Annotated in this window: 9 protein-coding genes and 1 tRNA gene; 4 read left to right on the plus strand and 6 right to left on the minus strand. The window is 47.7% G+C overall.

The genetic code is table 11. The features are described from left to right. Nucleotides 1–222: 222 nt before the first annotated feature. The 4 genes from QUA04_RS18295 to QUA04_RS18310 all read right to left on the minus strand — a co-directional run bounded on the left by QUA04_RS18295 (nucleotide 223) and on the right by QUA04_RS18310 (nucleotide 6,141). A complete protein-coding gene (locus tag QUA04_RS18295) occupies nucleotides 223–597 on the minus strand; it encodes an element excision factor XisH family protein (RefSeq protein WP_333258920.1) in 375 nt (124 codons plus the stop codon). 136 nt (nucleotides 598–733) lie between these two features. Continuing rightward, a complete protein-coding gene (locus QUA04_RS18300) occupies nucleotides 734–1,615 on the minus strand; it encodes a hypothetical protein (RefSeq protein ID WP_333258922.1) in 882 nt (293 codons plus the stop codon). Then, nucleotides 1,593–5,900 carry an AAA domain-containing protein gene (locus tag QUA04_RS18305; RefSeq protein WP_333258924.1) on the minus strand — a complete coding sequence of 1,436 codons (4,308 nt, stop codon included), beginning with the start codon at nucleotides 5,898–5,900 and terminating at the stop codon, nucleotides 1,593–1,595. The genes QUA04_RS18300 and QUA04_RS18305 overlap by 23 nt, the downstream gene beginning before the upstream one ends. 168 nt (nucleotides 5,901–6,068) lie before the next feature. Further along, nucleotides 6,069–6,141: transfer RNA gene (locus QUA04_RS18310), tRNA-His, on the minus strand. A 619-nt stretch (nucleotides 6,142–6,760) separates the two neighbouring features. Here QUA04_RS18310 and QUA04_RS18315 point away from each other — a divergent pair. The 4 genes from QUA04_RS18315 to cobA all read left to right on the plus strand — a co-directional run bounded on the left by QUA04_RS18315 (nucleotide 6,761) and on the right by cobA (nucleotide 10,976). After that, nucleotides 6,761–8,290, plus strand: a complete 1,530-nt coding sequence (locus tag QUA04_RS18315) for a serine/threonine-protein kinase (protein WP_333258926.1) — start codon at nucleotides 6,761–6,763, stop codon at nucleotides 8,288–8,290. A gap of 192 nt (nucleotides 8,291–8,482) precedes the next feature. Further along, nucleotides 8,483–9,166, plus strand: coding sequence for a manganese catalase family protein (locus QUA04_RS18320; RefSeq protein WP_333258928.1), 684 nt, complete (start codon nucleotides 8,483–8,485; stop codon nucleotides 9,164–9,166). Between the two features lie 263 nt (nucleotides 9,167–9,429). Beyond that, nucleotides 9,430–10,170 carry a sirohydrochlorin chelatase gene (locus tag QUA04_RS18325; protein WP_445242339.1) on the plus strand — a complete coding sequence of 247 codons (741 nt, stop codon included), beginning with the start codon at nucleotides 9,430–9,432 and terminating at the stop codon, nucleotides 10,168–10,170. Continuing rightward, nucleotides 10,167–10,976, plus strand: a complete 810-nt coding sequence (gene cobA / locus QUA04_RS18330; RefSeq protein WP_333258930.1) for a uroporphyrinogen-III C-methyltransferase — start codon at nucleotides 10,167–10,169, stop codon at nucleotides 10,974–10,976. Before QUA04_RS18325 ends, cobA begins: the two co-directional genes overlap by 4 nt. Before the next feature lie 254 nt (nucleotides 10,977–11,230). On the opposite strand, the gene QUA04_RS18335 is transcribed toward cobA, so the two are convergent. Both QUA04_RS18335 and QUA04_RS18340 read right to left on the minus strand, forming a co-directional pair. Then, nucleotides 11,231–17,947 (minus strand): Ig-like domain-containing protein, encoded by a 6,717-nt coding sequence (locus QUA04_RS18335; RefSeq protein WP_333258932.1) that lies wholly within the window; start codon nucleotides 17,945–17,947, stop codon nucleotides 11,231–11,233. A gap of 542 nt (nucleotides 17,948–18,489) precedes the next feature. Next, nucleotides 18,490–20,121: a type I secretion C-terminal target domain-containing protein gene (locus QUA04_RS18340; protein ID WP_333258934.1), complete on the minus strand. Its 1,632-nt coding sequence runs from the start codon at nucleotides 20,119–20,121 to the stop codon at nucleotides 18,490–18,492. Nucleotides 20,122–20,269 lie beyond the last annotated feature (148 nt).

Raw genomic sequence — 20,269 nt, forward strand, 5'->3', positions numbered from 1 at the left:
CGCGTCTGCTAGTTCAAAGGTGGCGTCTTTGGCATTGCCGAGACATTCATAAGCTTGTTGACGAAATTCCCGTAATTGTTCAAACTTTGCAGGCAGGTAGATTTGAGATTTTTAGCTGAATTCTCAATCTTCTACCCTTACGCTGTCTGTTGAAACTATCGCAGACAGTTTTTTTTCGGCGTTGCAAGTCTCCGAGAACGTCAACGGTCGCTGGCATCTATCTTATGGGTGAGCCTGATAGCTTGCCCCCAGTGACCATTGCCGTTCTTGAGAACTGTTCGCTAGTCTCAGTGCGATCGCACTTTTTGACCTGCTTAGTCTAAACTCCAATTCAACCGATGCCAAGGCAAGCCGATAACTGAGAAATTGCCCCAATGCAGCATAAAAGTCTGTAATCGCAGAGGAATTGAGGAAGCTTTTGATTTCGACTGCAATTTTCTCCCCACCTCGCTCCGCTGCGACTAGCCTTTCTGCTCCCAAATCGACCTGAAAGTTAACATTGCCAAACTTAAACTTTAGTGGATCGGCAGTAATCACCCACTGTTCTTTTTGAAGGGCCCGTTTTACGGATTCGTGGAAGGTATCTTTGGCAGACACAAACAAATTCTCAGCGCGCTTGCAAATAACTATTAATTATACCGAAATCGCGGTATATTGTCAATCGGTACAATCCTAATTTTCTAAAGAGTTTTAATTTTTAAGTTAATCAGGAGTTTAGTCATCATTATATCGTTTACTTGGTTTTCTTCTTAGATGGCTTTTTAGAAGTTTTCGGAACCTGGATTGTCTCTGATTCTTGCTGTGCGATATCTGGGGTTACTTTACACAAGTCGTTCAAGGAAAGTTTTTGTTGTGATTCGAGTTCGTTTAGCAAGTTTGATGCGATTTCTAATATTTGCTTTCCCTGTCGGGCTTGAATAGTAGTTTTATTTTCGATCGCATCTAACAACACAAAAATCGAGACTGTTTGCCAAATCTCTAAATCGTCGCCGACGACATCGCAAGCAGAGACAATTTTGCCGTTTTCGGGGACGTGAATTCCTAAGCCGGAAGCTTGAATTAACGGCTGGATTTCTGCTATACTTAAATCCGCCAAGTCAGTAATTTTATGTTCGAGCGATACTAAATCTGCTAAATCTGGCAAGTTGACCGATTCTGCGGCTAAAGCATCGAATTTAAAGGTAAGAGTTTGATTTAAAGGATCGGAAATGGCATAAATTGATTGAATTTGCGATCGACTAACCGCACCTTTCTCGAAAAAATCTCTGCCTTGCGGGGCGATCGCAATTTTTCCATTTTCAGCCACCTCCAAGCTTTCCAAACTAACCAGAGTCGCCGCCGTAGTCTTCACAAAAATCTCGTCTAACCCCAGCAAATCCGCCAATTCCTTCAAAGTTGGCGCAGGTTCAAACTCAACACCCGCCCGCAAAATGAACTCTTCCAACACGTTAAACTCGCGCGGTTCGCTAACCGCTACCTCCAGCGGAGTTTGGCGGATTGCAAAGCGGAATTGACGCGCCGCCAACACTGACAAACCCGGATTTTGTTGCTCAATCTGTTCGGCTAGCGAACTTAAATTCGAGTCTATGGGTTTAGTTGAGGACGCTAGAAACATCTACAAAACCTCCGCAGTGACGCACCGTTTTTGAAACTTCCTGATACATTTTTCCCACTGTACCTGTTTGTTGAGTAAATAAATCGTGGCAACCGACAACTACCAGCAATTCTTGAGCCCGGGAAAATGCCACATTCACCCGTTCTGGTTCCTTAGCAAATCCAATATCGCCCCTAACATTATTGCACACTGTGCTGACAATAATTACAGGTCTTTCCATGCCTTGAAATATGTCAACCGTACCAGTGCGGATGCTCAAAGCAGGGAATCTTTCGCCTTCGATTCTGTCTTTAATTGCATTTAATTGAGCAGCATAAAAAGTGATAATTCCGATTTCTTTCGGTGGTTCACCGTCGGCAACTTTGGGCCGCCAAGCTGTCTCCATTTGTTCGCACAAACGCTCGATCGCATCAATCTCCTTGACATTCAACCGCGAAGTACCCTGTTTTTCCTCTTCAAATCCTTGTCCGATGGGCGTTTTCACCCAGAGAATGTGATTATTTTCTTGAATGATTCTACCTGCGAGGTTGTGGGCGCGTTTGGTGTCTGCTTCCTGAATGCCACAGTTGAGTTTTTGCTGGTAAAACTGATTGATTGCACCCATGATTTGTGGGTGCATTCGGTATTGAGTTGTCAGCATCTTTTTGATGCTGTCGCTGGCAGTTTCAAACAATACTTTGAACAGCGATTCTTTTATGAAGCTAAGTTCGTCTCCGGTACAGCCAATGTCTTCGGCAATATCGTCGATCGTACTTTGATTAAACATCGGCGGCAATTGTCGGTGATCGCCCACTAATACTAACTTTCTGCCTTTCAAAGCGGGAATTAATAACTCGGGCGGAGTGCATTTGCTAACTTCGTCAATGATGACTGCATCAAAGCTGGGAAAGTTTTTAGTAAAATCGAAACTGGCAGCTTGCACACAAGTAATGCCGATCACGTTGGCATTGTCAATATAAATTTGCTTTAAATCGTTGCGGTCTTTTTCTGATGGATTGCGGAGTTTTTGAATCCAATCTGTCACAAACGTTTGAGAGCGATTTAGTGCGGTTTCTTCTTGGTCTAATTTCCGTTGCCAAGTTTTGAAGAGACGCTTAATTTTGTTTAAAAAAGCTCCGCTGAATAATCCTGTATTCGGAACTTCTGGCTGGTATTGAGTGGGGATAGTTTGCCATGCTGACTCCCACCAGTTTCTCTCAACTATTAATGCTGCTGTCGGTTGTTGCTGTTGCAGTTGAGCATTAATTTCGCTCAATTCTGCTTGAAGTTCGGCGAGTTGCTGCTGCGAAGTTGCAGCCACAATTTGCAGCGGGGATAAATGCTCATCAAGACTGTTTTTGATAGCCTCCAAAACCCCAAAAGGATCTAAGTCAGCAATGGATTTTTCAAGCTGAATCAGGCTTGCTTTCCAAGCCTCAACTTGCTTGACAAACTGCTGCGGTTGCTCCCAAATATTGGATTTTTGGGCGAGATATTGTTCTGATAAAATCCGCAAGTTTTCAGGGAGGTTTGGCTGTTGGACAATTGCTTGCAACAAATTAGTAACTTCGCTAATTTTTAAGTTTGCCTCTTGCTGCGCTGTTTCTACCTGAAGTTTAGCGGCGGATATTTGCTGCTGGCTTAAGGTTTGACCGATTTTATCTAATAATTGTTGCTGTTTTATAAGCTGCTGTTCGGTTTCGGTTTTCAGGGGAACCACGCACTGACGGGCATTGGCGAGGATACTGTGCAGCAATTCTTTGACTAGGCGATCGAAGGTAGCCTGGATATGATTTGGCTGCAAGGATTCACTATAAAATTGTTGAATGCTACCTAAGAAAGTGCGAGCTTTTTCGATGATAAATTTGCGCTGACTTTGGCTGACTTGGGAGTAGCTGGCGAAGTCTTTGGCTAGTTGTTGCCACTGTGTACGATCGCCCGCAGAGAGCACGATCGGCGTTTGACTCAAATTTAGGTGCAAAAACTCGCTAAACCGGAACTGTTGCCCTTGTATGTCCTTAAAACCTGCGCTTTCTTCGTGGGATATCGCCTTTTGCAACCGATCCAAATCGGGCAAATTGATCTTGCATTTGGGCGGCACGATCGGCAATTTGAGCGATCGGGCAATTTTCAGCAATCCTGCCGGCAATCCTACCATATCATCCGTAAGCATTGCGCCCGTTTCCCAGCAAGATTTCACGACTTCATAGAGCCCCGTATCCGCCGTCTCGATCCACTGTGCAACGGCGACGACAACGGCTGCAATTTCGGCTTTTCGCAGTTCCAAATTCTTGATTTTCTGTTCGAGATTGTGGCGGTGTGTCTGATTTTGCCGATCGCCCAATTCGAGTTGATTCACAGCCTCAGACATCTGCCGCGACACCCGCAACGACTCCGCAACCGCCGACATAGCGTGACAAACATCATCAGCGCGATCATCGAAAGCCATCTTAAATTCCGATATTTGCGCTGCTACAGTTTCCTGCAGCCAAACCGCAATCCCAAACGCCCCGCAAGCAGGGCGATCGAAGCCTATTTGAATAGCATTGCTAGCAGCAATCCGAACATTTGCCATAAAGTTTTCTACTAAAACATTGCCTTCTGAATAAGGTTTTAGTCTGGGCATAAACTCGGCAACTTCTGGAGATTCCCAGTTGACATTAGGCGCATCCAGCAGATTTTCTAACCCACTAACTAGAGGTTCAATCTCGCTTTTCTCAGTTAAAACCCGTTCATACTCTGCTGCTTGCTGGCTGTACTTTTCCTCAAGATTTCCTTTACTGTCGTGCAGGTGTTTTAGTCCATTCAAAAAATCTCTCTCTGCGGCACAGTAGGCGGTAAATCGCTCTGATTCTGACAGCAACTGCCGCAAAGATTTGACATTAGTCAGGCGCTGCGAGAGCTTTTCTTCGCAGTCAGTCGCCGTATTTTGCAGCCAAGTGCCGATCGCATTTTCCTCTAAAAACGGCTGCCCTTCTTCCTGCACCTTATGAGCTTTTCCCTTCCGCAAAGCCCGAATCGCCGGGTTGTGAACTAACCGACTCAAAGCATTGTCTACAGCCAAATTTGCTTGGGAAGCAATGAGCGTTTTCCCGCCCTGACGCGCAATTTGATAGCAAATCTCCGCAATCACAGTCGTTTTACCCGTTCCCGGCGGGCCTTGAATCAAAATTAAATCCCGCGCCGAAAGCACCGTTTCTACGGCGGCAAGTTGATCCTCATTAGCATTCCGATTTAATAAGTTTTCCCGATCCAATTTAATCAGTTTTTCGGGTATTCTCGCCTGAGAAGAGTCGAATAAAAACTCACTCAAATATGGGTTTTGAGCGCGGCCATCTGTCAGCATTTTTAAAGCTTTTTTCTTCCGTTCAATCTGACTGATATCGCCCGCAGCCTCAAAATACAAGAATCCTTGTTTGGGCATTTGATATCTGCCGCCCGCCATCCGATCGCCTAAATCAACATCTAACTTAATCCGTAATTTACTATGTTCAAAGTCAACTTCAGCGATGCTACCCAATGTCTCTCCATCTCGGCTGCTTCTGCTTCCGGGCGGCGAATCAAACAGGATAATTTCTTCATTTCGGGCTTTTTTCAGCCTTTCGCGAAAGTCGCCCAATTCTAAGGAATTTTCCTCATAGCCATCAAGAGTTGCGGAATTACGATCAATTTCAAAAGTGATGATTTTAAAGCCGGAACCGTAATTATGACCGCGAAAAGGCACGCAAAATTGACGCGCTTCCGCGATGCGTTTTTCCACATTTAAAAAAGTATGCCAAACTTTTAGTTGTTCCGTAGTTGGTATGTGTCTGTCGTCCCAAAATGGCATTTGTTGGACGCGGGCGATCGACTTTACAGGAATTGGCGATCTACTGTTAGCCAAAAGTCGCAACTGAACCGGCAAAGCATACCCATCTTTCCTCCCTCTGGGAACCGCCACCAAACCAGCATCCAGCAGTTTTAAACCGCCGATTCCGTCTTCACAGCGTACAGTTGCTAACAACCGCAAAGTGCGATCGGCTTTTTGCAACAATTGAGGTAATTCAAAATCATCTCCATCCGTAGCAAGCAGCAATTCCCAGATTTCTTCTTCAGAAAATCTCTCATTTACCTTTTGGCGGCGCACGTAGAAAAGATTGTGCGATTTCCCAGCTATCTCCGACATCAGAATTTCCGCACGCTCCCTGCATTCCCAATCGCAATATTTCCCTAAAGTCGCTTCTCCTTCTATATCCCGAATAAACTTATTAATTGTGCGATCGCCACTAAATTTATATCCCCAATCTTCTGTTACTAAAGATGGCATATTTTGATGTTAGATTTTAGATTGGATTTAAGATTAGCACATCGGAACTTGTGCCGACAGAACCGCTACATCCCAAAAAAGATTAAGGTGTGCAATGCACACCCTACGACCATCGCAAATTACCGTACAGGCGACGGGCTATCGAATTAAAGTCTTTAGAATCAAAAGGGCGAACGATGGGACTTGAACCCACGAATGGTGGTACCACAAACCACTGCCTTAACCACTTGGCTACGCTCGCCGTATCAGTTTTAACTATAGCATCAGATCTCAGCACAAGTCTAGGGGTAGGGCAAAAATATTTTGAAATATTTCTGAGCGTCCCTGAACCGGACAGATCGATTGTGCCTCAAGTTCCAAGCACAGTAAGACTATAGCACAATTTTAGCTCTGCGCGATCGGCAATTATCTCGCCCCCAGCACTCATGCGGCATGGGTTCGGTAGCTTTGGCAGCGTCCCGATTCGGCCCAGCGCATTAAAATAGCCTTATCAGCCCAGGTGCATCTAACTTTTACACTCCAGTTTGATAAAACTCACCTCTGGCACCATTTTTAAGAACAGGCTTTCCGGCCTGTTCCACAAAGAATAAATTTCTTGTGCGGAGTAGGGGTTGGGCATCCTGCTCCTAAAAACCTTATTGAGAATGGTGCAACATCTCAGATGAAATGCTTGTAGGGTGTCCCGCCCGCCCGAAAAATACAACGCAAGAAGTGGGACAGCTTATCCCACACCACATGAGTTATCAACCATCCCTCTTTTCTCTTCCCTATTCCTTCGCGCCGCTTCGCATCTTCGCGGTTCGTTTAAAAAAAAGTCTTCTCCGCAATCTAAAATCCAAAATCTAAAATCTAAAATCCATATGAGCTACTGTATCAACCCAGAATGTAAAAATCCTCAAAACTCCAACACCGCCAAATTTTGCTTAAACTGCGGCTTTAACCTGTTGTTGAGACAGCGATATCGTCCGATTGAACTTTTAGGTAGAGGCGGATTTGGTAAAACTTTCCTAGCAATTGATGAAGACATCCCATCTGTACCCCGCTGTGCAGTCAAGCAATTTTATTTTTACGACCGCGACCCCGAAATTTTCAACAAAGCCGTTGAATTATTTCGGCAAGAAGGCGTCCGTTTAGACCAACTCGGAAAACACCCGCAAATCCCCACATTATTAGCCTGCTTTGAACAAGAAGGTCATATTTATTTAGTTCAAGAGTTTATAGAGGGATCGACTCTTAAACAAGAATTAGACAAAAGTGTCTACGATGAAAATCAAATTTGGCAAGTGCTGCAAGACTTATTGCCCGTGCTGCAATTTATCCACGAGAAGCGCGTCGTTCACCGCGACATCAAACCGGAAAATATTATCCGCCGACAGTCAGACAACAAACTCGTCTTGATCGATTTCGGCATTGCCAAACTGCTGACTGATTCAGCCCTACTCCGTCCAGCAACGCTCATCGGCAGTCAAGATTATGTAGCTCCCGAACAAATGCGCGGCAAAGTATTTCCTGCTAGCGACCTTTACAGTTTAGGTGTTACTTGCATTCGCCTGATGACGCAAGTTCCTCCCTTGGATATGTACGACTGCAACAACGAGCGCTGGTGGTGGCGCGAGTTTCTTCCCAAAGCCACGAGTATTAGCGACGAGTTAGGTGAAATTTTAGATAAATTGCTGCAAACTCGTCTCACTCAGCGGTACAGTTTTGCTACGGAAGTTTTGGAGGATATCAAAGCAGCTTTAGATATTCGCCATCAAAATTTGCTTTTGCCCAAAAAGCCGATCATCGCTCCTGCTCTTAATAATAGCGACAACTCAATCACTATCAGCGCGCTACCAACTCCGGATTCTCCAATTTTACCGACCAAGGCCGTCCCCAATTCAGCAGAAAATTTTTCCTTATCTGTTACTTCAAATATCGAACCCACCATAATTTCTGCACGGGGAGTTGATTATACCAAACTGCGAGATTTTTTGTCTAACAAAAAGTGGAAAGAAGCCGATCGCGAAACTTGGGGCTTGATGTGTCAATCTCTTTCCCAGGAACCGGGAACTCAGCTAGAAATTAGCCAAATTTACCAGATCCCGTGCGAAGATTTGCAAACAGTCGATCGCCTTTGGTTGCACTACAGTCAAGGTCGGTTTGGCTTCAGCGTCCAAAAACAAATTTACGAAAGCGTTAAGGGAGACTATATCAGATTTTGCGATCGGGTCAACTGGCAAACCTACAATTCTGGTAATAGTTTAGGGCAGATCAAATTTACTCACCAAGCACCAATCGGACACCTCCCCTCTCGCAGTTGGGTTGGCGGCATTCAGTGGCTGCGACACCTCGATGCCCTGTCAGCAAAATTAACCGAGTGCGACAATAATCCTGCTCCTAAATTGTAATTTGGTCTACCGCTAACTAAGTAAAATTTCATATTTAAACTCTACCTGAAAGCAGAGAAATTTGTCGAGCTAGATGTATCCATCGACCGAGGCTCGGTGCGATCGTTTGTCGCACAATGGATTAAGGCGAACACAGATAAAGTCTGCAATCCTTGAGACTTTAACAAGAGAACTAAAAAGAGGTACCGATCCATGTTTTTTCATAAAAAAGAATTAATGGCTGCTGTGACAGTAGACGAAGCCAACCCCCGTTTTGCCCAATTGCTGCTAGAACAGTTTGGCGGAGCAACCGGAGAACTGACAGCAGCTTTGCAATACTGGGTGCAGTCATTCCACTGTGAAAATGCAGGGATTAAGGATATGCTTCAAGATATTGCGATCGAAGAATTCAGCCACTTAGAAATGGTGGGCCAACTGATAGAAATGCACACCAAAAACGTTGACCAAACAGAAGCTTACAAAAGCACTTTGTTTGCGGTGCGCGGTGTAGGCCCACACTTGTTGGACAGCCAAGGTCAAGCTTGGACAGCAGCTTATATCAACGAAGGCGGGGATGTGGTGCGCGATTTGCGCGCTGATATCGGTGCGGAAGCAGGAGCCCGCCAAACCTACGAAGAATTGATTAAACTAGCACCGGATATGGGAACGAAAAAGACGTTGCAGTTTCTGCTGACTCGCGAAATTTCTCACACTCAAATGTTCATGAAAGCTCTGGAATCGCTGGGTAAACTCACCGATCCGATGTTCGGCAACATTCCGCCAGATAACACCGTAGATCTCTACTTTAACTTGTCAACAAATGGCAAGGATGAACGCGGCCCTTGGAACTCGGAACCTACTTTCAAATACATCGCCGAACCAGGCCCAAGAGGTTAATCGGAATATTCCGCAATCACCCTCACAGCACCGTAGCCGAGTAGGTTGGGTAGAGTTTCGCGTTACCCAACCTACTTTTTACTATGAAGACCGATCAGCTAAAAAATGTTATAGTTATTGAAAATCTCCCGGACTCAAGCAGAAACCGGGTTTTTTTTACGAAAATACTTCGCAGCAGCCTCTTGCAGCCGTTGAAAAAGCCGGTTTCTTGAGTTGGTGCGCGCAAGTCCAGATCCAGATCGAACATTAACATCAAATCCATATTGAAATTGCGCTCGACCTATTTATTAGTCTCTCACGGCAGCCGCGACCCCAGACCTCAAGTAGCTTTGGAAAACCTAGGTCAACTGCTGTCTCAAAATTTGGCTGACTCGTTCCCCGCCGTAGCAACTGCCACCTTAGAACTCGGGCCCGCACCGCTGCACGAACAAATTTGCAGTTTTGGCAAACTTACCCTCTCGCTGGGACTGACAGAATTGCAAATCCTGCCTGTATTTTTATTGCCGGGAGTTCACGTCGCCGAAGACATACCGGCAGAGGTCGAAATTGCCCAACAAACTTTTGGTGACAAGCTAAAAATTGAATTGCGCCCGCATTTAGGTTCCCAGGAAGCAGGCTTAACAAAATTGGTAAAAAGTCAGATGGAAGAGGTGACTTTTCTCCCCAATCTGCTATTGCCAAAATGGATTTTATTATCTCACGGCAGCCGTCGCCCCGGAGGTAACTCGACAGTTGAGGAAATCGCCAGCAAACTCGGTGCGCTGACAGCTTATTGGTCGGTAAATCCGAGTTTGGAAGAGCAAATTGACAGTTTGGTTCGTGGTGGACAGCAGCAAATAGGAATTCTGCCATACTTCTTATTTAATGGAGGAATTACAGATGCGATCGCCAAAAATGTCGCACAGCTAAAGCAGCAATTTCCTGCGGCGGAACTTCATCTCGCAAATCCTCTAGGCGCAAGTGTACAATTAGCAGACTTAATTGGGAATTTAATTCAAAAATGAACCGCAGAGGCACAGAAGAGGTAAAGGAAGAAAGAAAAATGTCTTTAGGAAAAGTGTATTTAGTAGGTGCGGGGCCCGGAGATCCGGGTTTGATGACCTTGAAGGGAAAAGCTTTGTTAGAGTGCGCGGATGTGGTGATTTACGACGCTTTAGTCAGCCCTCAAATTTTGGCAGCAATCAACCCCCAAGCAGAACGAATTGATGCCGGAAAACGCAAAGGGCGTCACTCGTTAATGCAGGACGAAACCACTCAACTAATGATAGAAAAAGCTGGAGATAATGCGATAGTAGTTCGTCTCAAAGGCGGCGATCCGTTTATCTTCGGCCGCGGGGGCGAAGAAATGGAAGAGTTGGTAAAAGCTGGAGTGTCAGTAGAAGTAGTCCCCGGCGTAACTTCTGGGATTGCGGCCCCTGCTTATGCGGGAATTCCTTTAACACATCGATCGTACAGTTCCTCTGTCACCTTTGTCACAGGTCACGAATCAGCGGGAAAATATCGACCGGAAGTAAATTGGCAGGCGATCGCCCGCGGCTCGGAAACCATTGTAGTATACATGGGAATCCACAATTTGCCTTACATTATCGGCCAGTTAACAGCAGCCCAATTGAGTGCAGAAACGCCCGTAGCATTAGTGCGCTGGGGAACGCGACCGGAACAAGAAGAATTGATCGGAACTTTGGGTACAATTGTAGAGCAAGTTGAGGCGGTCGGATTTGCAGCACCTGCGATCGCGGTAATCGGAAATGTCGTCAATTTGCACTCAATATTGTCTGGCTGTCGGCCTGTTTCTCAGACTGTAGAATAAGCCGGAAAATTGGCGCGATCGCAAATTATGGGCCGTCAAGTTAATCTAGAATTAGCCTCTTGTTCGCATCCCTTTTTTGAGCGCGTCACTACTCCCTGATTGTATACGATCGCCAAGACATGATATTATATCAAATCAGTTCGCATCGGAATAGTAAATTTGAGTGGACTGTTGACTGTTGACTGTTGACTGTTCACGGCGTCAACAGTCAACAGTCAACAGTCAACATCATTCCGGTGTAACCGGACATGATATTAATCAACAATCTGGAAGTCGCTGACTGTCAGGGACGGCGTACCGTCAAGCGTGGCAAATAGCGCACCCGTTCCTAAACCAACTTGTGCCCCATTCTGGTTGAAGAATAAGTTGCCCGTGGCGCGACTGTAAACAATTAATCCATTGCTGGTTTCTACTCCTAAATCGCTATCGACAAAGGCAATCTGAGCATAAGTAATTGCTCCGAATGCAGTTTTAGATAAGAGAATTTTGTCTGTACCGATGGTAAAATCAGTAATGCGATCGCTCCCAAAATCAGCAGCATTAAAAGCACTGTTTGATGTAAACAGAAACTGATCTTGACCAGCACCACCAGTTAGAAAGTCATTGCCTGCATTCCCTGCAAGTTGGTCGTTGCCATCGCCACCAATCAGCGTATCATCGCCATCGCCACCGGAAACATTGTCATCACCTAGGCCACCATTAAATGTGTCGTTGCCACCGGACATATCAACAACTGAATTGGCGTAGGTTCCCAACAAGTTAATTACATCATTACCATCAAAATTTGAACTCGCAGCTTCATCGCCCTTGAGGCCGATCGAGAAGCGAAAGTCGTTCATGGTGATAGTAATGTTGTCGTTACCGATGCCGCCGATAATTTTGTCGTCGGAACTCGGTGCATCGTCGGGATTGGTGTTGTTGTCCCAGGTTTCAGCAAAGGTGATGTTGATGCTGTCATTGCCAACACCACCTTGAACATTATTTACGCCGTCGGGGTCGGTAATGGTGTCGTCGCCAGTACCGCCGAAAATGCGATCGAGATTGCCTAAACCACCGTTGATGAGGTCATTGCCGCCCTGGCCATCAATGAAATCATCCGCACCGTCGTCCTTGATAGTGTCGTTGCCGTCCGCGCCCATCAGTGTATCTGGATCGGGAGTACCGCTGAGAATCAAAGGGGTAATCGGGGGGTTTGTATTAGCCGGATTGACGGTGAGGTTGACCTTAGCTGTTGCCGTACCTCCTTGACTGTCGCTGACTTGATATGTTAAATAGTCCGCGCCGTGGAAGTTAGAATTGGGGGTATAAAGGATGAAATCACCGATCGCAGCGCCCGGTATGCCATTTTTCACCAAAGCCTTACCATGAGACGGATTGGTGGCAATACTGAGAGTCAGCGGATCGCCATCTGGATCGCTGTCGTTGGACAAAACATCGATCGCAATCGCCGAGTCTTGATTTGCGATCGCACTATCTGCGATCGCGATCGGCATATGGTTGACCGAATTAACGATGAGTTTAACAGTGGCTGTCGCTGTTCCCCCGTGACTGTCGTCAAGCTGATATGTAAAGCTGTCCGGGCCCGTGAACTGACCGTTGGGCTGGTAAGTGATGAAGTCATCAGTCTTGTCTACCGTGCCGTTATTGTTGATTTCGGCCTTCCCGCCGGCCCCATTGGTCAAAACTGTAAAAGTTAGGGGGTCGCCGTCTGGATCGCTGTCGTTTGCCAGTATCTTGATGTTGGCAGGAGTGATTTGATCGGTGGTGGCGCTATCATCGATCGCGATCGGCAATTTGTTGGCAAACTCGATCGTCACAGTAGCTTTCGCTATACCCCCGTGAGTGTCATCGATCTGATAAGTGAAGCTATCCGCCTCCCAGAAGTCACCGTGGGGGTGATAAGTGATGAAGTCATCAGTCTTGTCTGTTGTGCCGTTATGGTTAATCTCAGCTTTCCCGCCGACTCCATTGGTCAAAACCGTCAAAATCAGGGGGTCGCCGTCTGGATCGCTATCGTTTGCTAACACTGGAATATTGACAGCAGTGTCTCCGTGGCTGGTGGCGCTATCATCGATCGCGATCGGCAATTTGTTGACTGCTTTAACTGTCACCTCAACCTTGGTAACAGCCGTACCTCCCTTACCGTCGTCGATTTGATAGAGAAATAGATCCTGCCCGCTGAAGTTGGGATTGGGAGTGTAGGTGATGAAATCATCGTTGGGATTATCCGGCGTACCGTTGTTGTTGACTTCTGCTTTACCGTTGCTTGCGGCCCTGAAAATGCTGAGGTTCAGGGGGTCGCCATCCGGTTCGCTGTCATTGGCGAGGACGTTTATATCGATCGCGCTACCAGCATTTACAGTGGCAGCGTCCCCAGATGCGATCGGCGAGTGGTTGGGATCGACAGTCACTTCTACTTTGGTAACAGCAGTACCTCCATTACCGTCTGCGATTTGATAGAAAAACACATCCTGCCCGCTAAAGTTGGCATTGGCGGTGTAGGTGATGAAATCATCGTTGGGGTTGTCCGGCGTACCGTTGTGGCTGACTTCTGCTTTGCCGTTGTCTGAAGTCTGGACAATGCTGAGGTTCAGCGGATCGGCGTCGGGGTCGCTGTCGTTAGCCAAAACATCGATATCGATCGCGCTGCCAGCATTTACAGTTGCAGTGTCGCCCACTGCGATCGGCAAGTGATTGGGATCGACAGTCACTTCCACTTTGGTAACAGCAGTACCTCCCTTACCGTCGTTGATTTGATACAGAAAGATATCAGAGTTGCTGAAGTTGTCAGCATTGGGAGTGTAGCTGATGAAATCATCGTTGGGATTATCCGGCGTACCGTTGTTGTTGACTGTGGCTTTACCGTTGTATGCAGCCCTGAAAATGCTGAGGTTCAGGGGGTCGCCATCGGGGTCGCTGTCGTTGGCGAGCACGTTTATATTGATCGCGCTACCAGCATTTACAGTCGCAGCATCGCCAGTCGCGATCGGCGAGTGGTTGGGATCGACAGTCACTTCAACTTTGGTAACAGCAGTACCTCCCTTACCGTCTGCGATTTGATAGAGAAACACATCCTGCCCGCTAAAGTTGGCTTTGGGGGTGTAGGTGATGAAATCGTCTGTGGGATTGTCCGGCGTACCGTTGTGGCTGACTTCTGCTGTGCCGTTGTATGCAGCCCTGAAAATGCTGAGGTTCAGGGGGTCGCCATCGGGGTCGCTGTCGTTAGCCAAAACATCGATATTGATCGCGCTGCCAGCATTTACAGTCGCAGTGTCGCCAACTGCGATCGGCTGCTGGTTTGCGATCGAGAGAGGGGGGAGTGAGGGAGAAGGGGGCAATGTCGGAGTGGGCGGGAATGACGGAGTGGGAAATGTCGTCGGATTGGGCGGCAATGACGGAGTGGGAAATGTCGTCGGATTGGGCGGCAATGACGGAGTGGGAGAGGGTGTCGGAGTGGGTGTCGGAGTGGGTGTCGCATAAGTCAAGTTGACATTAGCTGTTGCTGTAGCCCCTTGACCGTCAATGACTTGATAGCTGAAGCTCTCTGTGCCACCATTAAATCCGAGATGGGGAGTATAAGTAATAAAATCATCATTGGCATTGTCCGGCGTGTTGTTATTATTAACGACTGCCCTTCCATTCACCGGATTGGTAACAATGCCGATCGTCAGAGGGTCGCCATCGGGGTCGCTGTCGTTGGACAGGACGTTAATATTGACTGGATTTTTGCGATCGGCGATCGCACTGTCGTTTGCTGCTACGGGCGACTGATTGGCGATCGCAAATCCTGGGGAAAATTCCGAGGTATTATTAGCAGAATCAATCGCCGTTGCTGTAATAAATTGACCGACGGGTAGGGAACTGCCATAGGTATAGTTGAAACTATTTTTACCGCTACCATCCGTAGTGACAATCGTAGAACCTAGGAAGGTTTTGCCTTCGCCAAAGCCTGTCGAATCGAGACTGGAGTTAGCAAATAATTCCAGCCGAAACGTGCGATCGGGAGTGCTCTTGAGAGTGCCTTTGATCTCAGTGCTCTTGCCATTGGAGTGGGCAAAAGTGATGACGGGAAAGTTTTGCAGGTTGTTAGCACCCGTGTCAGTATCGTTTAGATCGTTAGGAGTTACTCCATCATTTGCTAAGTCAATGCCCAAACCATTATTGTTAAAAATACTATTGCCTAAAATGCCATTACCCGTACCAGAGTTAACAGCTATTCCAGCTAAATTGTTGTAAGCAATCGCATTTCCAGTTCCCGGTTCGATACCGCCGATCGAATTGTTGGCAGCACCATCTTCGATCGAGATACCGCTGCCTTGATTGCCCGCAGCCGTGACTCCATCTGCTTGGATGCCGATGTAATTGCCTTGAATTTGGTTGTTAACAGCATTGCTGCCAGCGAGCTTGATGCCATTGAGAATATTGCCAGATATCGTGTTGCGATGGCTAGGATTCGTGCCTCCAATTGTGTTCGATCCCGCATTCAAATAAATGCCAGTCAAACTATTACCTAGGGCGGCAACACCCGCAGCATTTGTACCGATAAAGTTGCCTGCTATTGTCGTGAATTTATCGATCGCGTTTAAGTTACTGTTAATCGCAATGCCGTTACCTCGGTTGCTCGAAATTACATTGCGTTCGGCAGCATCATTAAATCCGTCGCCGTTGGTGCCGATGCGATTTTCGGTTCCGGCGGTGCGATCGATTAAGATACCATCTCCACTGTTACCGCGATCGAGATTGCCACTTAAATCGGTGCCGATGTAGTTGCCATAAATCCAGTTTTTGACTGCACCGTTAGACAGCTTAATGCCAGCAGCTCGGTTTAATGATTCATCAGATGAAAAGCTGTTAATTGCCAGCCCTCGAATAACAGAATTGCTTGCCTGAATGTCAAGTCCAACAGGTGAATTCGATGCCGCGCCGTTGAGTTCAATTCGCGGCGCGCCCTGGAAACCGGGGCCGCCTTGACTCCAGCCGTCAATGGTGACGGTATCTGTAATTGCCGGCAAAGCCGATGCGAGGTTGATCGTTTGAGGAAGGTTAAACCCGATCGGGATCTGGATCGGCTTCTGGAATGGTAATGGAATCTGGATGAAATTGGTAATTTGGAATGCGATCATATCCGAACCAAGATGAGCATTGGCATTGAGCATTGCCTGTCGCAACGAACCAGGGCCGCTGTCATTGGTATTTGTCACCAAAAAAGTCACGCCACTATCTGGCAGGATGTTGACAGTAGCAATATTGCTGTTTGCGGTGCCGTCGCTGACGCGATAGGTGAAGCTGTCGCCGTTGAAGTTCGCACCGGGAGTGTAGCTAATGAAATCATCGTTGGGATTGTCCGGCGTGCCGTTGTTGTTGGCAAATGCCGTTCCCTTGGTGGGATTCGCGACTAGAGTTATAGTCAAAGGGTTGCCATCGGGGTCGATGTCGTTGGAGAGAACATCGATCTTGACTGGAGTGTTAGCAGAAGTTTTCGCGCTGTCGTTTTCCGCTACAGGAGGCTGATTGGCGATCGGAATTTTCACGTTGATGTTACCAAAAACATCGTTTCCATCCGTAGCAGTCCCCCCAGCATTCGCAGCGCTGCTGCCGCTGAAGGTAGGCAAAGAGTTCATCGCTGTCACTGTTGGAGCAGCAGCCACCTCTGCCGCACTGGCGAGGTTGGGAGTAACGGCAAAAATTGCACCGCCCTTTCCCTGTCCGTTGGTGCCTGACTTAGCATTAGAACTAGAATTGACGATACCGCCCAGCCCACCTGTGGCCGTGTTATTGAGAAATTTGCTGTTGACAAGGGTGAGGGAACCGCTGCGAATAAAAACGGCACCCCCCAATCCACCACCGCCACCACTACCGCCAGAATAATCGTAGGTGTTGTCCTTGCCACCCCCGCCGCCATTTCCGCCGAAGATTCCCCCACTACCCGGAATGCCACCAACTCCATAGTTGCTGGCACCACCCCCGCCACCTCCACCACCAAAGCCACCACTCCCGCCGCTGCCCCCAAAATTGAAGGGACCGGTGTTGCCGGTGCCTTTGCCGCCATTGCCCCCGCCTCCTCCAAAGCCGCCACTTCCAGCAATGCCTCCACCAAAACTAAAACCCCCACCGCCACCACCACCAAAGTCGCCACCATTGCCACCAAAACCACCTAAATTGACGGTAATCCCGCTGCCACCACCACCGCCGCCGCCACCTCCAATGCCTCCATTGCCGCCATTGCCATTGATGGTGCCACCGCCACCACCACCGCCCACACCACCGCCCACACCAGGGGTAATCAGAGGATTATTACCCCCGCCATTGCCGGCCGGGTTGCCACCAAATATCGTGCCAGTGCCGCTACCGCCGTTCAAATAACGGCCGCTGCCACTGAAGCCACCACCGCCCGTGCCAGTAAGAACTAAAGCAACTTCGCTGTTACCACCATTGCCACCAAAGCCGCCACCACCACCACCAGCATGAAAGCTGTTGCTACCGCTGCCACCAAAGCCACCACCACCAAAGCCGCTACTGCTGTTACCATCTCCACCAACTGCCTGGTTATTCGAGAAAGTGACATTATTGACGGTAATGGCACCGCCATTAATAAACAGCGCACCACCCATACCCCCACCGCCTCCACCGCCGTCGCCGCCCTTTCCCCGACCATTGGCCAGGGTGAGGTTGTGGAAATTAACCGTGCCTTGGTTGATGAAAAAGAGGCGGACATCGCCATTGTCGTTGCTACCGCTGTTGTTGGCATCGCCGCTGATAGTCAGGTTATTGACCCCAGGGCCTTTGATGGTGAGGCTGTCGTTGACGATGAGTTGTGTTGAAAGGGCGATCGCTCTGGGTATAGCGAAGAATAGGGGGTCGAAGATAATTGTGTCTGCGCCGACTTGGGCATTAGCCTGTTTGATGGCATATCGCAGAGAACCGGAATCGTTTTCGTTGTCGTTGGTGTTGGTGACAGTGAAAGTAGCCATAATTTTTGCTATATACTTTTACTTTGGTTTAAACAATACAGAACTCAACTTCTTTAAGAAATCTGGAGTTTCTGTTCGAGAAGCCTGCTTTTTGAGTTTTTCGTAATCTATTACTTTTTATTCACAATCCGAGCCAAGCAGTCAAATATCCGTACACTCAGCCCAGACAAGCTCGTCACCCTGACTTAATAATCCGCGATCGCCCTGACATACTTTGTGTCTATTTTTCAAAAATAGCTAATTTTTTATGTATCGCACTAGACTGTTACGTAAATTTACAGATCCGACAAAGCGATCCGAAATCTCTACCCCACTATCCCAAACTCAGGTTATTTTTAAACTCTTTTAACTATGCGCGATCGTAATTTTAGTTACCCAGATTACCGACACTAATGACTAATAACTACGGACTAATAACTAATGCCAACTGCCCGCTGTATCAGATAAATGTCACGCTCGCCCCATGACATTAGTCATCAACCCAGTGATGGCTAATGACTAATGACTGATGACTAATGACTAATGACTGATAAATGCGCGCCTCAGCCTAACAAAGACGGTACGAGCTCGATCGCATTTACGCTGCCAGGTGCTGGGGCTGGCATGATGGTAGTGGTTGCCGGAACCAGGAGATTTTGACCGATCTTCAACCCATCCGGTGCAATCCCCTTAACAGTAACTAAGGTGGTGAATCCACTTGTAGTTTCAGTTCCATCTGGGTCGATTTGCACTTGTGTATTGCCACCCACATCAACCAAGCGCAGAAAGCCTTGGGCAATGGGGTCGCCGATTAGAGACTGTACGTTGGCGTACACATCAGTCAGCAGATCGCGTAAATCCAACACATCATTCCCATTAGCAAAATCGGTAATGATATCCCCTGTATTTTTCGAGATATTGTCAGCAAAGTTGAAGCTGGTATAGACAAAGCGATCGTCCCCTGCGCCTCCCGTCAGAGTATCGGCATCCTTCCCCGATTGCAACTCGGACATCGTGGCCGTGCCGAACAAAACATCATTGCCGTTGCCACCCGAAACAATATCGTTACCCCATTCACTATAAATTGTGTCATTTCCATCAACACCATCGAGTTTGTTATCGCCATCGTTGCCAGTGATGACATTATTCAGGGCATTGCCGGTACCATCGATCGCCTCGTCAACCAGGCTAGAAACAGTCAGATTTTCGACGTTATCGGGCAGGGTATAGCTCGTGATCGTTAACACCGTATCAATCCCATTATCGGGCTGTTCGATAACGATATCGCCGAAACTGTCTGCGGTATAAGTGTCATCACCTGCGCCCCCCCGCATCAAATCGTTGCCCGTACCGCCATGCAACAGGTCATTTCCCGAACCGCCTTCGAGGGTGTCATCGCCATCCCAACCGAATAAACCCAGCTTTTGGTCGCTGACACCGAACCTGTCAGAACCCGTGTTCGCAAGTCCGATGAAGTTATTGAGCGCATTCCCCGATCCACTGATGGTACTACTACCGGGAGAGAGGTACAAATTTTCGACGTTAGCACTCAAGGCGTAATTGACAGTGGCAATCACCGAATCCGTGCCACTGTCGGCATCTTCGACCACTCGATCGCCCCGATCTTCTACCCAATAAGTGTCATTACCAATGCCACCCACCATCAAGTCATCACCGCTTCTACCCACGAGTTGGTCGTCGCCTGCATTTCCCCAGAGGCTGTCATTTCCCTCCATCCCGACAAAAGCATTATTTTCCCCATTGCCTACCATCTGGTTGTCGAGGCTGTTGCCCGTACCCCAAAGCGCCGTATTTCCTTTGAGAATCAGGTTTTCGATGTTATCTCCCAACCGGTAGGATTCGATCGAACTTTCCACTGTATCGATGCCGCCATTCAAAGCTTCGATGACCAAATCTCCAGTGCTATCGACGGAGTAAAGGTCATCACCTACACCACCAAACATCGTGTCGTTGCCGCTGCCACCGTTTAAGGTGTCGTTTCCGCCTTCTCCAAACAAAACGTCGTCACCCTCACCTCCCGATAGAATGTCGTTGAGGCTTGCACCATACAGGCTGTCATTACCGCCCAGTCCATAGAGATAGCGATCGTATGACAACCGGGGAAGACGCAACCAAGAATTGGTCGAAGGACGATCGGAATAAAGAGCATCGTTACCATTGGTTCCAGTAGCCATAATAGGGATTCCTCCTAAGTGTTTTGATTAATTGTTATTGGTCGAATTTTCCGTTTGAAAGTGTAGATGTAGAATGTAAATAATTGCTTGTTGCTGTTGATATATTGAAGATATCGTTCGAGCTGGTTCGATCGCATCGCACAAATGT

Origin of the sequence: Microcoleus sp. S13_C5 (genome assembly GCF_036700845.1) — a bacterium.
Lineage (GTDB): Bacteria > Cyanobacteriota > Cyanobacteriia > Cyanobacteriales > Microcoleaceae > Microcoleus.

Coding starts and splice junctions, on each gene's coding strand:
- QUA04_RS18315 (WP_333258926.1), top strand. CDS start 6,761: ATGAGCTACTGTATCAACCCAGAATGTAAAAATCCTCAAAACTCCAAC.
- cobA (WP_333258930.1), top strand. CDS start 10,167: ATGAACCGCAGAGGCACAGAAGAGGTAAAGGAAGAAAGAAAAATGTCT.
- QUA04_RS18305 (WP_333258924.1), bottom strand. CDS start 5,900: ATGCCATCTTTAGTAACAGAAGATTGGGGATATAAATTTAGTGGCGAT.
- QUA04_RS18335 (WP_333258932.1), bottom strand. CDS start 17,947: ATGGCTACTTTCACTGTCACCAACACCAACGACAACGAAAACGATTCC.
- QUA04_RS18320 (WP_333258928.1), top strand. CDS start 8,483: ATGTTTTTTCATAAAAAAGAATTAATGGCTGCTGTGACAGTAGACGAA.
- QUA04_RS18300 (WP_333258922.1), bottom strand. CDS start 1,615: ATGTTTCTAGCGTCCTCAACTAAACCCATAGACTCGAATTTAAGTTCG.
- QUA04_RS18340 (WP_333258934.1), bottom strand. CDS start 20,121: ATGGCTACTGGAACCAATGGTAACGATGCTCTTTATTCCGATCGTCCT.